The organism is Sphaerisporangium krabiense (assembly GCF_014200435.1).
In the GTDB taxonomy this organism is placed as follows: domain Bacteria; phylum Actinomycetota; class Actinomycetes; order Streptosporangiales; family Streptosporangiaceae; genus Sphaerisporangium; species Sphaerisporangium krabiense.
Genome location: NZ_JACHBR010000001.1, coordinates 5,885,080 through 5,899,696, shown reverse-complemented (window position 1 = coordinate 5,899,696; position 14,617 = coordinate 5,885,080). Strand labels below are relative to the sequence as shown.

The following is a 14,617-nucleotide window of genomic DNA, read 5'->3' as shown; positions in this document are numbered from 1 at the left end:
TGCGCCGATCGCACGAACTAACCGCGAACTGTCCGCTTTTGGTCAGATATTGCCGCAGATCAGTCTGTAAATCGATCTAGGCCGGACATCCGCTGGCATTTAGACTCCCCCTGTGTTCGGCCATCCGGCGGCGGCCGGACGGCCGGCACGTGTCGCCCAACGGGGAGGGTGAGGTCACCTTCCCGTGTCGTCGTACGCGGGCGGCACGGCTTCTCCATGCCCTTTTGCGGCGGCACGTCCCAATGGTCCTCCAGGAGGTGCCGTGCCAAGCAATCCCCCGCCCACCCCTTTATCCCGTACACACCGGTCATCCCGTACGCGCCGGGCCCTGGCCGTCGCAGCGAGCCTCGTCGTCGTCGGCACGATCAGCCCCGCCGTCCCGGCCTCCGCGGCCCCGACCCCCGGGCCGGCGACCGCGTCCACCAGCAAGTGGAAGGCCACCGCGCTGACGCCGGCCGACCGCGTCCAGGGCGCCAAGTCGCCGAGCGGCAAGCTGGCCAAGAGCGACACCGCGCTGTTCAAGGCCACCGGAAGCGCACCGGTGAACGTGGTGGTCAAGCTCGACTACGACTCACTGGCCGCCTACAAGGGCGGTGTGGACGGCCTCAAGGGCACGAGCCCGTCGGTGACCGGCAAGAGCCTGGACGTCAAGAGCGACGCCGCGAAGAAGTACGAAAAGCACATCGAGGGCGTCGAGAACGAGTTCCTCGCCGCCTTGGCCAGGAACGTTCCCGGCGCGAAGGCGGGCCAGCGTCTCCGCACGGTGTACGGCGGCATCGCGCTGAAGGTGCCGGCCGACAAGGCCGTGCAACTGCTCAAACTGCCCGGCGTCGCCGCGGTGCAGGAGGACAGACTCCAGCAGCCGCTGACCGACTCCAGCCCCGACTTCATCGGCGCTCCGACGATCTACAACAAGCTGGGCGGCAGCCCGTCCTCCGGCAAGGGCGTGATCTTCGGCAGCCTGGACTCCGGCGCGTGGCCCGAGCACCCGTCGTTCAAGGATCCGGGCAACCTGCCCGCCCCGCCGCCCACCAAGGACGGCACGCCGCGCGTCTGCAACTTCGGCGACAACCCGCTGACCCCCGCCACCGACGTCTTCGTCTGCAACAACAAGCTGATCGGCGGCAGGCCGTTCCTGGACACCTACAACGCCGTGTTCGGCGGCGAGGTGTACCCCGACAGCGCCCGTGACTCCAACGGGCACGGCACCCACACCGCCACCACCACCGCGGGCGGCCCCGTGGCCGACGCGAACCCGCTCGGCATCAGCCGGGGACCGATCCACGGCATCGCCCCGGCCGCCGCGGTCTCGGTGTACAAGGTGTGCGGCGCGGACGGCTGCTTCCCGTCCGACTCGGCCGCGGCCGTGGGCCGGGCCATCCTGGACGGCGTCCGGGTGATCAACTTCTCGATCTCCGGCGGCGGCGACCCCTACAGCGACCCGGTCGAGCTCGCGTTCCTCGACGCGTACGCGGCCGGGGTGTTCGTGTCGGCCTCCGCGGGCAACTCCGGCCCCGGCGCGGGCACGACCGACCACCGCGGCCCGTGGGTGACCACGGTCGCCGCCTCCTCCCAGACCCGGACGTACCGGTCGACCGTCACGCTGACCGGCACGGGCGGGGCCACGGCCACCGTCTCCGGCGCCTCGATCACGGCGGGCCTCGACTCCCCGCTGCGGATCGTGTCGGCCGCGGCGCCGCCGTACTCCGACCCGCTGTGCCAGAACCCGGCTCCCCCGGGCCTGTTCTCCGGCAAGATCGTCGCATGCCAGCGGGGCCCGAACCGGGTCCTGAAGAGCTTCGCCGTCCGGCAGGGCGGCGCGGCCGGCATGATCCTCTACAACTCGACGCCGCTCGACGTGATGACCGACAACCACTGGCTGCCGACCGTCCACATCGATCAGCCGGACAGCACGACCCTGCTGAACTTCCTCGCCGCCAACCCCACCGCGACCGCGAAGTTCACCCAGGGCACCAAGACCACGTGGCAGGGCGACGTGATCACCTCGTTCTCCTCGCGCGGTCCCGGCGGCGACTTCCTCAAGCCGGACGTCACCGCGCCCGGCCTGCACATCCTCGCCGGCACGACGCCCACGCCCGAGTCGCCGCTCGAAGGCCCTCCGGGCAACTACTACCAGGTCATCGCGGGCACCTCGATGTCGGCGCCGCACGTGGCCGGGGCCGGCGCGCTGCTGTTCGCGCTGCATCCCGACTGGACGCCGGGCCAGGTCAAGTCCGCGCTGGAGACCACCGCCAAGACGGCAGGGGTCACCAAGGAGGACCGCACGACCCCGGCCGACCCGTTCGACTACGGCGGCGGGCGCATCGACCTCACCAAGGCCGGCGACCCGGGCCTGACCCTGGACGAGACCGCGGCCAACTACGCGGCGAGCTCGAACGACCCGCTCAACCGGATCGACCTGAACGTGCCGTCGGTGAACGCGCCGGTCATGCCGGGCATCATCACGGCCAAGCGCAAGGTCACCAACGTCAGCGACAAGACGCTCGTCTACACCGCCACCGGCACCGCCCCGAAGGGCGCCTCGGTGACGGTGCTGCCGCCGCTGTTCACCGTCAAGCCCGGCAAGACCGCCGAGCTGAGCGTCGTGATCACCGCGGCGGACCTGCCGGACGGTCAGTACTTCGGCCAGGTCGACCTGAAGCAGGTCGGCGGCGCCCGTGACCTCCACCTGCCTGTGGCGTTCTACCGCAAGGAGGGCGTGGTGCCGGTCGACCAGACCTGCGCCCCGGCCACCATCCAGCGGAACACCGGCGAGTCCACCTGCACGGTCACCGTCGAGAACACCACGCTGAAGAACACCGAGGTCACCGCGCTCACCACGCTCGACGCCAAGCTGCGCCTGAACAGCGTGACGGGCGCGACCAAGGTCGGCACCCAGATCGCGACGACCAAGACCACGCTCGCGGCACGCCAGCCCGACACGCCGGGCATCGCCCCCGGAGTCGGCCCGGCGGGCTACATCCCGCTCGACGTGTTCGGCATCGCGCCGACCCCGATCGGCGACGAGGAGGCGATCAACTTCACCGTTCCGCCCTTCGTCTACGCGGGCAAGTCGTACAACCGCATCGGCGTCGTCTCCAACGGCTACAGCATCCCCGGCGGCAGCTCCGGGTCCGGCGACGTCAGCCTCACGCCGCAGACCCTGCCGAACGTCTCCCCGCCGAACAACGTCCTGGCGTCCTACTGGACCGACCTGGACGGCACGGGCGCGCCGGGCATCCTCGCCGGCACGCTCACCGACGGCGTGGACACCTGGCTCGTGCTCGAATGGCGCGTCCACCTGTACGGGCAGACCGGCCTGAAGGTCTTCCAGCAGTGGATCGGCGTCAACGGGTCCGAGGACATCACCTACGCCTACGACCCCACCGCCCTGCCCGGTGACCCCGGTCCCTCCTACGGCCTGACCGTCGGCGCCGAGAACGCGGAAGGCACGGCCGGCGGCCAGATCTCCGGTCCCCCGACCGAGGACTACCGCGTCCAGAGCACCCCCGGCGCCCCCGGCGGCAAGCTCACCTACACCCTGAAGGTCAAGGGCGTCTCCCCCGGCGTCGGCTCCCTCACCACGGCGACCTCCACCGCCGAGGTGAAGGGCATCACCGTCGAAGTAGACAAGATCACCGTTCAGTAACACAGCACCATGCGGGGCCGGCCTCCACCGGCCCCGCTTTCGCTTTCCTACTCCACCACCTGGAACCACACCGACCGGCCCGGCCCGTCGTCCCGAGGCGACGATCCCCAGGCCGACGCGATCTCGCTGACCAGCCAGAGTCCCCGGCCACCGGCGCTACCGACCTCCGCAGGACGGGCGACCGGCGCTTCTCCCGCCGCCCCGTCGTCGGCCACCTCGACGTGCACCCCCCGGACCCGCGACAGCAAGGCGACGCGCAGCCTCACCCGCCCGTCGGGCGAACGACCCGAGTCCGAGTGGGTCACCGCGTTGGTGACCACCTCGCTCAGCAGCAGGAGCACGTCGTCGAGCGCGGGCGCGACGATCCACACCGCGAGCAGGTCCCGCGCCCAGGCCCGGGCCACCGGCACCGACGCCTCCACCGCCGGCAACGCCCTGCGCCACCCTCCCGCCGCCACCTCCCCGCCGTGCCGCACGACCTGGTCGCCCGTGGTCATGTCATCCCCCTGAGGCCGCATTTCTCCCGACCCGGACAGGGCACGACCGGGCGGGAAAGGATCGTCTTTTCGATGAGGCATCACACGCATCCGTCCCTCGCTACGGCGGCACGCACTCCGCTTTGATTTCGCGTTCGAATAAAGAAGGCGTGTGCTTAGATTGCTCTCGTGACCGGTGAATCCACGACCGATCGGCGATCCATAAGATGACCCGCGATACCGAACTCCGGTATATCGAAACCGCCTTTCGACATCACCGAGCCGCATACGAATGGCCCGTTTTTCGCTGTTTCGGGAGGAAAGGCAATGAGCGTCGAACCGTTTCCCGACCCCGGTTCCCCCCGCGCGCTCTTCGGCGCCGAGATGCGCCGCCTGCGCGAGGCCGCCCAGTTGTCCCAGGCCGCCGTGGCCGCCCGCCTCGGCTGCACCCAGACCCAGGTCAGCCGCCTGGAGGCCGCCACGCGCACCCCGTCGAAGTCCGACGCGGAAAGACTGGACCGCCTGTTCGCGTCGGCGGGCGGCACCCATTTCGCGAGCTTGTACCGGCGCATCGGCACGCGCCGGGGCGGGCCGATATGGTTCAGGGGCTGGGCGGAAGAGATCGAGCCGAACGCCCTGGTCCTCCGCTCTTGGGACCCACTCCTGATCCCCGGCCTTCTCCAGACCGAACGCTATGCTCACGAACTCTTCAGCCGTGGCCCCGGAATCAGCTCCGAAGAAGTCGAGCGACGGGTCGAGGCCCGCCTACGCCGTCAGCAGGTCCTGAACAGAGAGCCCGCCCCCCTGGTACTCGTGCTCATGGACGCGGGAGTGCTGCGGCGCCGCGTGGACGGCCCAGAGGTGATGCGTGAACAGCTCGACCACCTTCTGGAGATGTCGCGGCGCCCCAAGGTGACCATTCAAGTCGTCGATCCCGAATGTCTCGCCGGGCTGGCGGGGGCATTCATGATCGCCGAACTGCCACACGGCCAACCGGACACGATCCACGCGGATTCCCCGGTCCAAGGGCTGATTACCAGCGATTCCGAATTCGTTACATCCATCCGCAATCGATATGAATCGGTACGAGCGTGGGCATACCCTGAGCACGTATCGCGACGAATGATCGAGGAAGCGAGGCGGGAATGGACCTGAACGCTGCGGAATGGCGAAAGTCATCTCGTTCATCCGACAACGGCGGACAGTGCGTCGAGGTGGCGAGCAACCTGCCTCGAGTGGTCGCGGTTCGCGACAGCAAGGACACCGGCGTTCCTGCCGTCCTGACCGCCCCGGGGGCATGGCGCGCCTTCACCGAGGCCATCAAGGCGGGACGGCTCGACGTCACCGGTGTCGGTGTTCGCCGCTAGCGTGCGGTGAGTGATCAAGTTTCGAGGGCTCCGCCTGGTATCGGGCGCTCTGATAGTGGTGATGGTGCTGGGCGGGGCGAACGGGAGTTCTACCGGGTTCAGCGCGTTCTGGGAAGGGGCGTCGTACGTCTCCTGTAGCTACCTGGGCGGCGGGTCTCATCTGTCCATCTCGTGTAGCGATCCCGCGGTCGAGACGGACATCATCGATCGGATGCTGACCCCCGCCCAGGCCCGGGCGGCCGGCTGTGATCCCATCACGATCACGAGGGCCTCGGACGACTGGGAAGCGGACGGCGGCGAAGCGGACGACGCCGTCGTCATGCCGCAGATGGTCGCGACCGGAGAGCCGGAAGCGACCTACGCGCCACGGACCCCCGATCCGGCCGTCACCGCACGGGTGGCCCGATCGTGGGACCGGATCGAACGTTGGCTGGGCGCGCACGCCTCCGCGACGCTCCGCAAGCTCGGCGACCCGGCCAAGCCCGAAGATCTCGCCCAGTGGGAGGCCACCCGCGGACGCCGGCTGCCCGACGCCCTGTACGCCTCGTTCCGGCGACACAACGGATCGCCCGGCTCCAACCTGGGACTCCAGGCGCCACCGGCTTATGACCTGCTGGATCTGTACTCCATCGACTCGGCGCTGTGGAGAAGGTGCCAGGAACTCATCCTCTGGAGCGACGCGCGGGACGCCGACGCGGAGAACGGAAGGTGGCACGGCAGCCTGGTGCCGTTCGCGGACTCGATCGAGGGCAGGAACCTTTTCATCGACCCCCGCACCGGCCGCGTCGGTCAGGCGTCGTGGCTGTCGCGGGTCAACTACGGCGAGCCCATGGGCTGGCCGTCGTACGCCGACCTGCTGGAGGGGCTGGCGGACGCGCTGGAACGCGGCGGGCCGCTGCGCGGGTGGTATCCGGTGGTGACGGCGGGGTGCGAGCTCGGCTGGGCGAGGAATCCGGGCGGCCCGCAGCGCGGCGGGTGCGCCGGAGGTCCGCCTCCCACGCCGTCCCCTACGCCCGCCGCACCCTCGCACCGACGCTGGTCGTGAAGTACCCGGCGCGCCGCGGAGTCATCACATCCACGTCACGCCGAAGTGACGCTCTGCTTCTGATGATGGGCATGCCCCCTGTCCACGGAAGAAGGGATCGAAAGAAGCAGGTCAGCCAGACGCGCTCACACGGGAGACAGCGATGACGAGAAAGTCCGTGCGCCGGGTGCTCGCCGGTGCCGTGGGAACCTGTTGCCTCGCAGGAATGGTTCAGATGGCGGCGAGTCCGGCCTTCGCTCAGGCGACGCACAAGGCGACGCAGCCGATCACCACGTCGATTCCCGCGGACGATGGGGACGACTGGGGCCGCGACAGAGACCGCGACGGCGACCGCGACTGGGACCGTGACGGCAGCTCCAGGCGCGACAGAGACCGCGACTGGGACCGCGACCGCGACCGTGACCGGGGCGAAAGCTCCAGGCGCGGCAGAATCTCCGAGCGCGAGCGCGAGCGCGAGATCAGTCCCCGGCGCGGCCGCGAGATGGAACGCCGCGAGATGGAGCGCGGCCGCGAGAGCAGGCGCGACTGGGACCGCGACCGTGACCGCGACCGCGGCGAGAGCTCCAGGCGCGGCAGGATCTCCGAGCGCGAGCGCGAGATCAGCCCCCGGCGCGGCCGGGAAATGGAACGCCGCGAGATGGAGCGCGGCCGCGAGATCAGCCCCAGGCGCGGCCGAGAGCTAGAGCGCGGCCGGGAGATCAGCCCCAGGCGTAGCCGGGAAATGGAGCGCGGCCGCGAGATCAGCCCCCGGCGGAGCCGAGAGAGTGAAAGGCGGTACTGAGAGCAGCGCCGCCACGCTCTGACCCGTCACCTCGACGGGTCGGGACGGCGCAGGATCCGCCCGGACGTGCAGCCGCTCCGGGCGGTCCTCGCGCGGGATGTCCCGATTGACGTAACCGGACCGAGGTCCGTATCGTGAGAGACGGATCGGATCACGGTCCGTCCCCAGGGGAGCGATCGGGAGGGAAGATGACGGTGCCCGGCGGCCCGCGGGTCTCCGCCGAGGAGGGCCTGCGGCTGGTCCGCGCGTACGGCGGCGCGGACAACTGGCTCGCGGTGCTGGTGACCACGCGCCCGGACGGGCAGCCCTCGGTCAGCGTGGTCAACGCGGGCGTGCTGCCGCACCCGCTGACCGGCGCGCCGGCCGTCGCGTTCGTCTCGCGCGGCGGCACGGCCAAGCTGGACAACCTGCGCGGGGACCCGCGCGCCACGCTGGTCTTCCGCGCCGGGTGGGAATGGGTCGCCGTCCGCGGCCCCGCCGAGCTGGCCGGGCCGGACGATCCCCTGCCCGGGCTGGACGCCGATCGCGTGCCCGGCCTGCTGCGCGACATCTACCACGCGGCCGGCGGCGAGCATCCCGACCTGGAGGAGTACGACCGGGCGATGGCCGCCGACCGGCGCACCGCCGTGCTGCTGCGCCCGGACCGGTTCACCACCAACCCGCGCGGCGCCGAACACCAGGAGTGACGATGACGATCGCCCACGACCGGCCCCCGCGGCGCCGGGCGAAGAAACGGCCGGAGAACCGAGCGGAGGAGCAGGGATGACGACCCCCGGCGACGTCCCGGCCGTGCCCCCCGTGCCACCCGTGCGGAGCGGCACGATCCAGGTCTGGTCGGACCTGCTGTGCCCGTTCGCCTACGTCGGCCTGGTGCGCCTGCGCCGGACCCGGGAGCGCCTCGGGCTCGGCGGGGCCGTCCGGCTGGAGCACCGGACGTTCCCCCTCGAACTCTTCAACGGCCCGCACCCCCGCCGCGGCACCGACACCGAGGCCGTCGGGCTCGGGCAGATCGAGCCCGCGGCGGAGTTCCGGGTCTGGACCGCCGACGAGGCCCTCTACCCTCACACCGTCCTGCTCGCCGCCGAGGCCGTGCACGCCGCGAGCGCGCAGAGCCTGCACGCCGGGGAAGAGCTCGATTTCGCGCTGCGCCGGGCGTTCTGGTCCCATTCCCGGTCGATCAGCCACCGCCAGGTCATCCTGGACGTGGCGGGCGAGCTGCCGGACGGCGTGGTCGACGTGGCGGCGCTGGCCGCCGCGCTGGACGACGGACGGCACCGGTCCGCCGTCATGGGCGACTTCGCGGTCGCGCGGACGGACGCCGTCACGGCCAGCCCCACCTTCCGCCTCGCCGACGGGACCACGGTCGCCAATCCCGGCATCACGGTCCGCTGGGAGGGTCCGTGGGCGTCGGGCTACCCCGTCGTGGAGTCCCACGACCCGGACGTGTACGACGGCCTGCTCAAGCGCGCCGCCTCGTGACCGCGCCCTGATGGCCGCCGAGGCCGTGCTGCGGCGCGTCGTCGTGGGCGTGCTGGACACCAACTGCTGGGTCCTGCACGCCCGCGGCGACCGCCGCGCCCTGGTCGTGGACCCCGGGGACGAGGCCGGCCGGGTGCTGGCCGCCGTCGCGGACCTGGACGTGGTGGCCGTCCTGCTCACCCACGCCCACTTCGACCACGTGCTCGCGGTCCCGGACGTGACGGGGACGCTCGGCGTCCCCGTCCTCGCGCACCCTGCCGAGGCGCCGGTCTGGCCGCACGAGGTCGAGGCCGCGCGCCGCGCCGGGCACTGGGACGCGGGCACCGCCACCGCCGACCTGCTGGCCCGCGACCCCGCGCCGCTGGCCTTCTCCGCGAGCGCGGCCCGCTGGGACGGCGCGTACACGCCGGTCGCCGACGGCGAGGCGCTCGTGGTGGGGCCGCTGGAGGTCACGGCCCTGCACACCCCCGGCCACACCCCGGGCGGCCTGACCCTCTCGGTTGACGGCCACCTGCTCACCGGCGACACCCTCTTCCCTGGCGGTCCCGGCCTGACCGGCCCTCCCCTCTCGAACTTCCCGACCATCATCGGCTCCGTCCGGCGGCTCCTGACCTGGCCGGGCCCGACACGGATCCACCCCGGCCACGGCCCCGACACCACCGTGGCGGCCGAACGCCCGCACCTGGAGACCTGGACCGCCCGCGGCTGGTGAGCCCGGGGACGGCGGGACCGGCTGCCGGTACGGCCGGCGCGTGTTCCCTTATCGGCAGCGTCGGCGGGCATTTCGCCCATCCCGTTATTCCGGTGATACGCCCTTTTATTCCGCCTTTTAGGGCGGACGCCGGTTCATCGAGTGACCAGATCGATATCCCGGATTCGCCATCCCGGTCACGCCTTCCCCCGTCACAATGACGACGCGCCGACGGGAGGAAACCCAGGGACATGAGCTTCATCATCGAGGTCGAGACCGGCGACGCCGGTCATCTCCGCGACCTGCACGCCTGGACGGGCCGGCAACCCGCGCTCCGGGGCCTCACCCGCATCATCGAGGCGGCGCCCGCACCGGGCAGGCTCGGCCCGATCCCCGAGATCCTCCAGGTCGTCGTGGGCTCGGGCGGCGCGCTCGCCGGCCTGTCCGGCATGGTGATCGCCTGGCTCAATTCACGGCCGGGCGAGGTGACGGTCAAACTGACCCGAGGCGAGGACCATCTGGAGATCACCAGCAAAGGCGTGAAATCACTGTCGCCCGAAGAACTGCGCGCGCTCATCACCCAGATCACGGAAGCCCTTGACGCTTCCCGAAAAACCGAAGATGGCTGACACCGGACAAACGCGATTATTGTCGTCAACGGCCAGCAGGATCCTGATCACCGGCTCGGGCACGTACGGCCCCGGATCACGCCTCACTTCCCTGCCCGCCGTCCCGACGACCGTCGCGGACCTGGCCGACTGCCTGACCTCCCTCGCGGGCACGGCCCCGGAGAACATCTCGACCTCGGTGGACGCGCCGACCCCCGCGGAGTTCGCCGCCGTACTGCGTTCGGCCTCCCGGGACGCTTCCGACGTCTTCTTGTTCTACTACGTCGGCCACGGCCTCATCAGCCCCGCAGGGGAGCTCCACCTGGCCACCGCGGCCACGATGGACCTGACCGAAGGCGCGGCAGGTTACCAGGCCCTCCCCTACTCGGTGGTACGGGAGGTCCTGTCCCAGTGCCCGGCCCGGCTCATCGTGATCATTCTCGACTGCTGCTTCTCCGGGCTCGCGGACGGCGATGTCGGCGGCGGCGCGGCCGACGCCTTCACCGGCGCGCGCTGGGAGGGCGCCTACCTGCTGACCGCCACCAACTCCTACGAGAGCGCGTACGCCGAGCCGGGCGCCCGGCACACGGCGTTCTCCGGCGCGTTCATCCGGCTCCTCACCGAGGGCGACCCCGCCGCACCCGCCGCGCTGACCATCGACGACGTCTACGACTGCCTGGTCAGGAAGCTGGACGGCACGGGGCTCCCCGCACCGCGCCGCCAGGCGGCCGACCGGATCGACCGCCGTCCACTGGTCGAGAACGCGGCCTACCGGCCTCCGGAGCCGGACGACCCGGAGGACCCCGACCCGGCTCCCGGTGGCGAGCGATTCAGCCCCTACCAGGGCCTGTCGTCGTTCGGCCCCCGCGACGCGCCGTACTTCTACGGCCGCCAGGACCTCACCCGCACCCTGGTCGAGCGGCTCGCCCGGCACGCCCCCGGCGTGGGCCCCCTGCTCGTCACCGGCCCATCGGGCTCCGGCAAGTCGTCCCTGCTCCGCGCCGGCCTGCTGCCCGCCCTCGGCTCCGCCGACCTCGGCGCCGACGTGGCGTGGCTGTACCTGACGCCGGGCCCGGACTGCGTCGGCCGACTCGCCCGCCGGCTCTCACCGATGGCCGGGATGCCTGAGGCGGACGCGCGGGCGGCCATCGTGTGGGAGCCCGGCGGCCTCGCCGAGACGCTGGCCGGGACACTGCGGGACCGCGGCCGGCGACGGGCCAGGCCTGCACGCCTGGCGGTGGTCGTCGACCAGTTCGAGGACGTGTTCACTCCAGCCGAGGAGGTGGGGAGGGACGCCTTCATCCGCGCGCTGTGCGCGATCTGCGAGGCGGAGCAGGTATCGGTGGTGCTCGGACTGCGTTCGGACTTCTTCGGGCACTGCGCCCCGTACCCAGAGCTCATCGAGGCGCTGAAACACGCCGAGGTCGTGCCGCCGATGACCGGCGAGCGGTTGCGGGCCGTCATCGAGCGACCCGCCGCGCGGGCGGGTCTGGTCCTGGAGGACGGGCTCACCGACCTCCTCCTGCGGGACTGCGGAGGCATGGGGAAGACCGCCACGGGGCCGGGCGGCGTCCTGCCTCTTCTGTCGCACGCGCTGCTGGCCACCTGGCAGCGCAGACGGCGTGGCGTGCTCACCTTGGCCGGGTACCAGGCGACCGGCGGCCTCGCCGGCGCCCTCGCCCAGACGGCCGACGCCACCGTCCGCCGTCTCGGCCCCTCGGGCGAGCCGATCGCCCGGCGCCTGCTGCTGCGCCTGGTACGGCTCGGCGAGGGAACGGAGGACACCCGGCGGAAGGCGCGGCTCACGGATCTGATGCCGTCCCCCGCGGACGCCGGGAGCGCCGCCGCCCGGCACGTCCTGGCCGAGCTGGTCGCCGCGCGCCTCGTCACGGTGGACGACGACACGGCCGAGATCACCCACGAGGCGCTGCTCCGCCACTGGCCGCGGCTGCGCGACTGGATCGACGCCCGCCGCGGCGACCTGCTCGCCTACCAGCAGGTGTCCGAGGACGCCGCCACGTGGCGCGACAGGGACCGCAAGCCGGACTACCTGTATTCGGGCGGACGGCTGGAGGCCTTGGCGTCCAACCGTGCGAGCTGGACGGCCGCCTTCACGGGCACCCCACCCCGTCACGACGCACCGCTGAACGCCCCGCCCCTCCAAGACGCACCCCTGCACGACCGTCCCCTCGACGACGCCTCTCTGAACGACCCGCGCCCCGACGGCCCGTCCCTCGACGGCCCTCCTCTGCACGACGTGCCCCTGCACGAGCTGACGGAAGAGTTCCTGGCCGCGAGCGAAGCCGCCGCGAGCCGCGCCGCACGGATACGCAGAGGGGTCATCGTGAGCCTGGTCGGGCTCCTGCTGGCGGCCCTGGCGGGCGCGGGCGCCGCCGTCCGCGCGGCCGTCCAGGAGTCCGAGGCCCGCGGCGAGGTCGAGGCGCAGAAGGCGGCGATCCTGTCCCGACAACTCTCGGCGAAGAGCGACGGCCTCGCCGTCAGCGACCCCCGCGCCGCCCAGCTCCTCGCGGCGGCGGGCTGGAAGTTCGCGCACACCCCCGAGGCACGGCACAGCATGCTCGACGCCCTGGCCCGCCCCATGCGCCAGACGCTCACCGGCCACACCGCCCCGGTGACCCAGACCGCCTTCAGCCCCGACGGCCACTATCTGGCCACCGCGAGCCGCGACGGCACGGCCCGCCTCTGGGACATCACCACGCATCGCGTGCTGAACCCCCCGCTCACCGGTCACGCGGGCGCGGTGTGGGCGATCGCGTTCAGCCCGGACGGCCAGACACTCGCCACCGCCGACGGGGGCCAGAACGGCGAGGACGTCACCATCCGGCTCTGGGACACCGCCACCCGAACGCTCACCGGGACCCTGAAAGGTCACACGGCTCCCGTCTACGCGCTCGCGTTCGACCGCGACGGCGTTCTCGCCAGCACCGGCGCGGACCAGTCCGTGCGCCTGTGGGACACGACGGCCCGCGTCGAGACCGGCGAGCCGCTCACCGGCTCGCGGCCGTTCACGGCCGTGGCCCTCAGCGGCGACGTGGTGGCCGCCGGCGACCGGAGCGGTGAGATCCGGCTGTGGAACCGCGCCACAGGGCGTGCCGTCGGGCACCCCCTTCGCATGCGCGGCGAGGCGGTCTCGTCCGTGGCGCTCAGCACCGACGGACGGACCCTCGCCGCCACCGACGGCGGCGTGACCCGCCTCTGGCGCCTCGACGGCCGCCGGGCAGGGCGGGACCTGCCCGGCGAGAGGGCCCTCCGTGAGTCCATGACCACAAGTCCCGGTGGGGAGGTGGTGGTCAACACCGGCCGGGGCGAGGACGTCGAACTGTGGGACGCCCGAACCTCACGGCCTCTGACGCCTGCCTTCGAATGGAGATCCGGTCTCGCCGGCCTGACACTGAGCCCTGACGGCCGGACCCTGGCGACGCTCGCGGGCAACGACGTCCAACTGTGGGACGTGGCGATCCTGCGCCAGATCGACCGGCCGCTGACCGGCCACACGGTGAACGGTCTCGCGTTCGGCCCGGACGGCACGCTGGCCACGGCGGGCACCGATGGGACCGTCCATCTGTGGGACGTTCTCCACCGGCGCGACGTGACGATCGCCGGCCACGAGGACCGCGTGCGGGCGGTGGCGTTCAGCCCGGACGGACGCACGGTCACGAGCGCCGGCGACGACAACACCGTGCGACTGTGGGACGTCGCCACCCGCCGGTCGCTCGGAGTGCTGGCCCGGGGCGGCGGCTCAGTCGTCGCCGTGGCCTTCAGCTCCGACGGGCGCACGCTGGCGGCGGCGAGCAACGACAGCACGCGGTTATGGGACGTGGCGACCCGGACCATGATCGGCGAAGCCTTGAGTTCCCGCACAGGAATGGTCAGCGGCCTCGCATTCCGCCCCGACGGACGGGTGCTGGCGGTCGCCGTCGAGGACCGGGTGGAGATGTGGGACGTGGCGACGCCCCGGCTGCTGACCACCCTGGCCGGGCAGGGCCTGCAGAGTGTCACGGCGATCGCGTTCAGCCCGGACGGACGTCTGTTGGCGGCCGCGAGCGCCGATGGCACCGTCCGGCTCTGGGACACGCGGACATACGTCCAAACACTCCAGCCCCTCGTCGGTCATGACAAGGCGGTCACGGCGGTGGCGTTCGGCCCGAGCCAAGGGTCACCAGACCGTGGAGAGGCCGACGCCCCCCTGCTCGCGACCGCGGGGAAGGACGGAACAGCGCGATTGTGGGACACCGCCACTCACCAGCAGATCGGCCCACCCCTACGCGGCCACCACGGGACGGTGTGGGCGGTCGCGTTCGGCTCGGACCGGCGCAGGCTCGCCACGGCGGGCCGGGACGGGACCGTCCGTCTGTGGGACGTCGGCCTGCCTGCCCATCCGTACGCGGCCATCTGCGCGATCACCGGGCGTTCGCTCAGAGAAGACGAGTGGAACCAATACCTTTCCGGAGAACCGGTTCAGGAATCCTGTGGCACGAAGTCGGGGTCATGAAAGGACGC

Annotated in this window: 11 protein-coding genes; 10 read left to right on the top strand and 1 reads right to left on the bottom strand. The window is 71.8% G+C overall.

The window, feature by feature from the left end:
- The first annotated feature begins 262 nt into the window (after positions 1 to 262).
- Positions 263 to 3,649, top strand: a complete 3,387-nt coding sequence (locus BJ981_RS39390) for a S8 family serine peptidase (RefSeq protein WP_204070616.1) — start codon at positions 263 to 265, stop codon at positions 3,647 to 3,649.
- Between the two features lie 47 nt (positions 3,650 to 3,696).
- Here BJ981_RS39390 and BJ981_RS25765 read toward each other — a convergent pair whose 3' ends face one another.
- A complete protein-coding gene (locus BJ981_RS25765) occupies positions 3,697 to 4,146 on the bottom strand; it encodes an ATP-binding protein (protein WP_204070617.1) in 450 nt (149 codons plus the stop codon).
- Between the two features lie 306 nt (positions 4,147 to 4,452).
- On the opposite strand from BJ981_RS25765, the gene BJ981_RS25760 reads away from it, so the two are divergent.
- The 9 genes from BJ981_RS25760 (at position 4,453) to BJ981_RS25720 (ending at position 14,609) form a co-directional block, all read left to right on the top strand.
- A complete protein-coding gene (locus BJ981_RS25760) occupies positions 4,453 to 5,280 on the top strand; it encodes a helix-turn-helix domain-containing protein (RefSeq protein WP_184614552.1) in 828 nt (275 codons plus the stop codon).
- On the top strand, positions 5,271 to 5,492 hold the full coding sequence (locus BJ981_RS25755; protein WP_184614550.1) for a DUF397 domain-containing protein: 222 nt from the start codon (positions 5,271 to 5,273) through the stop codon (positions 5,490 to 5,492). The genes BJ981_RS25760 and BJ981_RS25755 overlap by 10 nt, the downstream gene beginning before the upstream one ends.
- A 10-nt stretch (positions 5,493 to 5,502) precedes the next feature.
- Positions 5,503 to 6,537: an SMI1/KNR4 family protein gene (locus BJ981_RS25750; protein ID WP_184614548.1), complete on the top strand. Its 1,035-nt coding sequence runs from the start codon at positions 5,503 to 5,505 to the stop codon at positions 6,535 to 6,537.
- A 214-nt stretch (positions 6,538 to 6,751) separates the two neighbouring features.
- A complete protein-coding gene (locus BJ981_RS25745) occupies positions 6,752 to 7,318 on the top strand; it encodes a hypothetical protein (protein WP_184616462.1) in 567 nt (188 codons plus the stop codon).
- Between the two features lie 188 nt (positions 7,319 to 7,506).
- A complete protein-coding gene (locus tag BJ981_RS25740; RefSeq protein WP_184614546.1) occupies positions 7,507 to 8,004 on the top strand; it encodes a TIGR03618 family F420-dependent PPOX class oxidoreductase in 498 nt (165 codons plus the stop codon).
- A gap of 76 nt (positions 8,005 to 8,080) precedes the next feature.
- Complete coding sequence (locus BJ981_RS25735; protein ID WP_184614544.1) at positions 8,081 to 8,797, top strand: DsbA family oxidoreductase; 717 nt, start codon at positions 8,081 to 8,083, stop codon at positions 8,795 to 8,797.
- A gap of 10 nt (positions 8,798 to 8,807) precedes the next feature.
- Entirely contained in the window at positions 8,808 to 9,509 is a 702-nt protein-coding gene (locus BJ981_RS25730; RefSeq protein ID WP_184614542.1) for an MBL fold metallo-hydrolase, read from the top strand.
- Between the two features lie 230 nt (positions 9,510 to 9,739).
- Positions 9,740 to 10,117, top strand: coding sequence for an effector-associated constant component EACC1 (locus BJ981_RS25725; RefSeq protein WP_184614540.1), 378 nt, complete (start codon positions 9,740 to 9,742; stop codon positions 10,115 to 10,117).
- On the top strand, positions 10,110 to 14,609 hold the full coding sequence (locus BJ981_RS25720; RefSeq protein ID WP_184614538.1) for a caspase, EACC1-associated type: 4,500 nt from the start codon (positions 10,110 to 10,112) through the stop codon (positions 14,607 to 14,609). Before BJ981_RS25725 ends, BJ981_RS25720 begins: the two co-directional genes overlap by 8 nt.
- Positions 14,610 to 14,617 lie beyond the last annotated feature (8 nt).

What these genes read in the sequence shown, in the direction of transcription:
- BJ981_RS25760 (WP_184614552.1), top strand. Translation starts at nt 4,453, where the DNA reads ATGAGCGTCGAACCGTTTCCCGACCCCGGTTCCCCCCGCGCGCTCTTC.
- BJ981_RS25735 (WP_184614544.1), top strand. Translation starts at nt 8,081, where the DNA reads ATGACGACCCCCGGCGACGTCCCGGCCGTGCCCCCCGTGCCACCCGTG.
- BJ981_RS25720 (WP_184614538.1), top strand. Translation starts at nt 10,110, where the DNA reads ATGGCTGACACCGGACAAACGCGATTATTGTCGTCAACGGCCAGCAGG.
- BJ981_RS25725 (WP_184614540.1), top strand. Translation starts at nt 9,740, where the DNA reads ATGAGCTTCATCATCGAGGTCGAGACCGGCGACGCCGGTCATCTCCGC.
- BJ981_RS25740 (WP_184614546.1), top strand. Translation starts at nt 7,507, where the DNA reads ATGACGGTGCCCGGCGGCCCGCGGGTCTCCGCCGAGGAGGGCCTGCGG.
- BJ981_RS25755 (WP_184614550.1), top strand. Translation starts at nt 5,271, where the DNA reads ATGGACCTGAACGCTGCGGAATGGCGAAAGTCATCTCGTTCATCCGAC.
- BJ981_RS25765 (WP_204070617.1), bottom strand. Translation starts at nt 4,146, where the DNA reads ATGACCACGGGCGACCAGGTCGTGCGGCACGGCGGGGAGGTGGCGGCG.
- BJ981_RS25745 (WP_184616462.1), top strand. Translation starts at nt 6,752, where the DNA reads ATGGCGGCGAGTCCGGCCTTCGCTCAGGCGACGCACAAGGCGACGCAG.
- BJ981_RS25730 (WP_184614542.1), top strand. Translation starts at nt 8,808, where the DNA reads ATGGCCGCCGAGGCCGTGCTGCGGCGCGTCGTCGTGGGCGTGCTGGAC.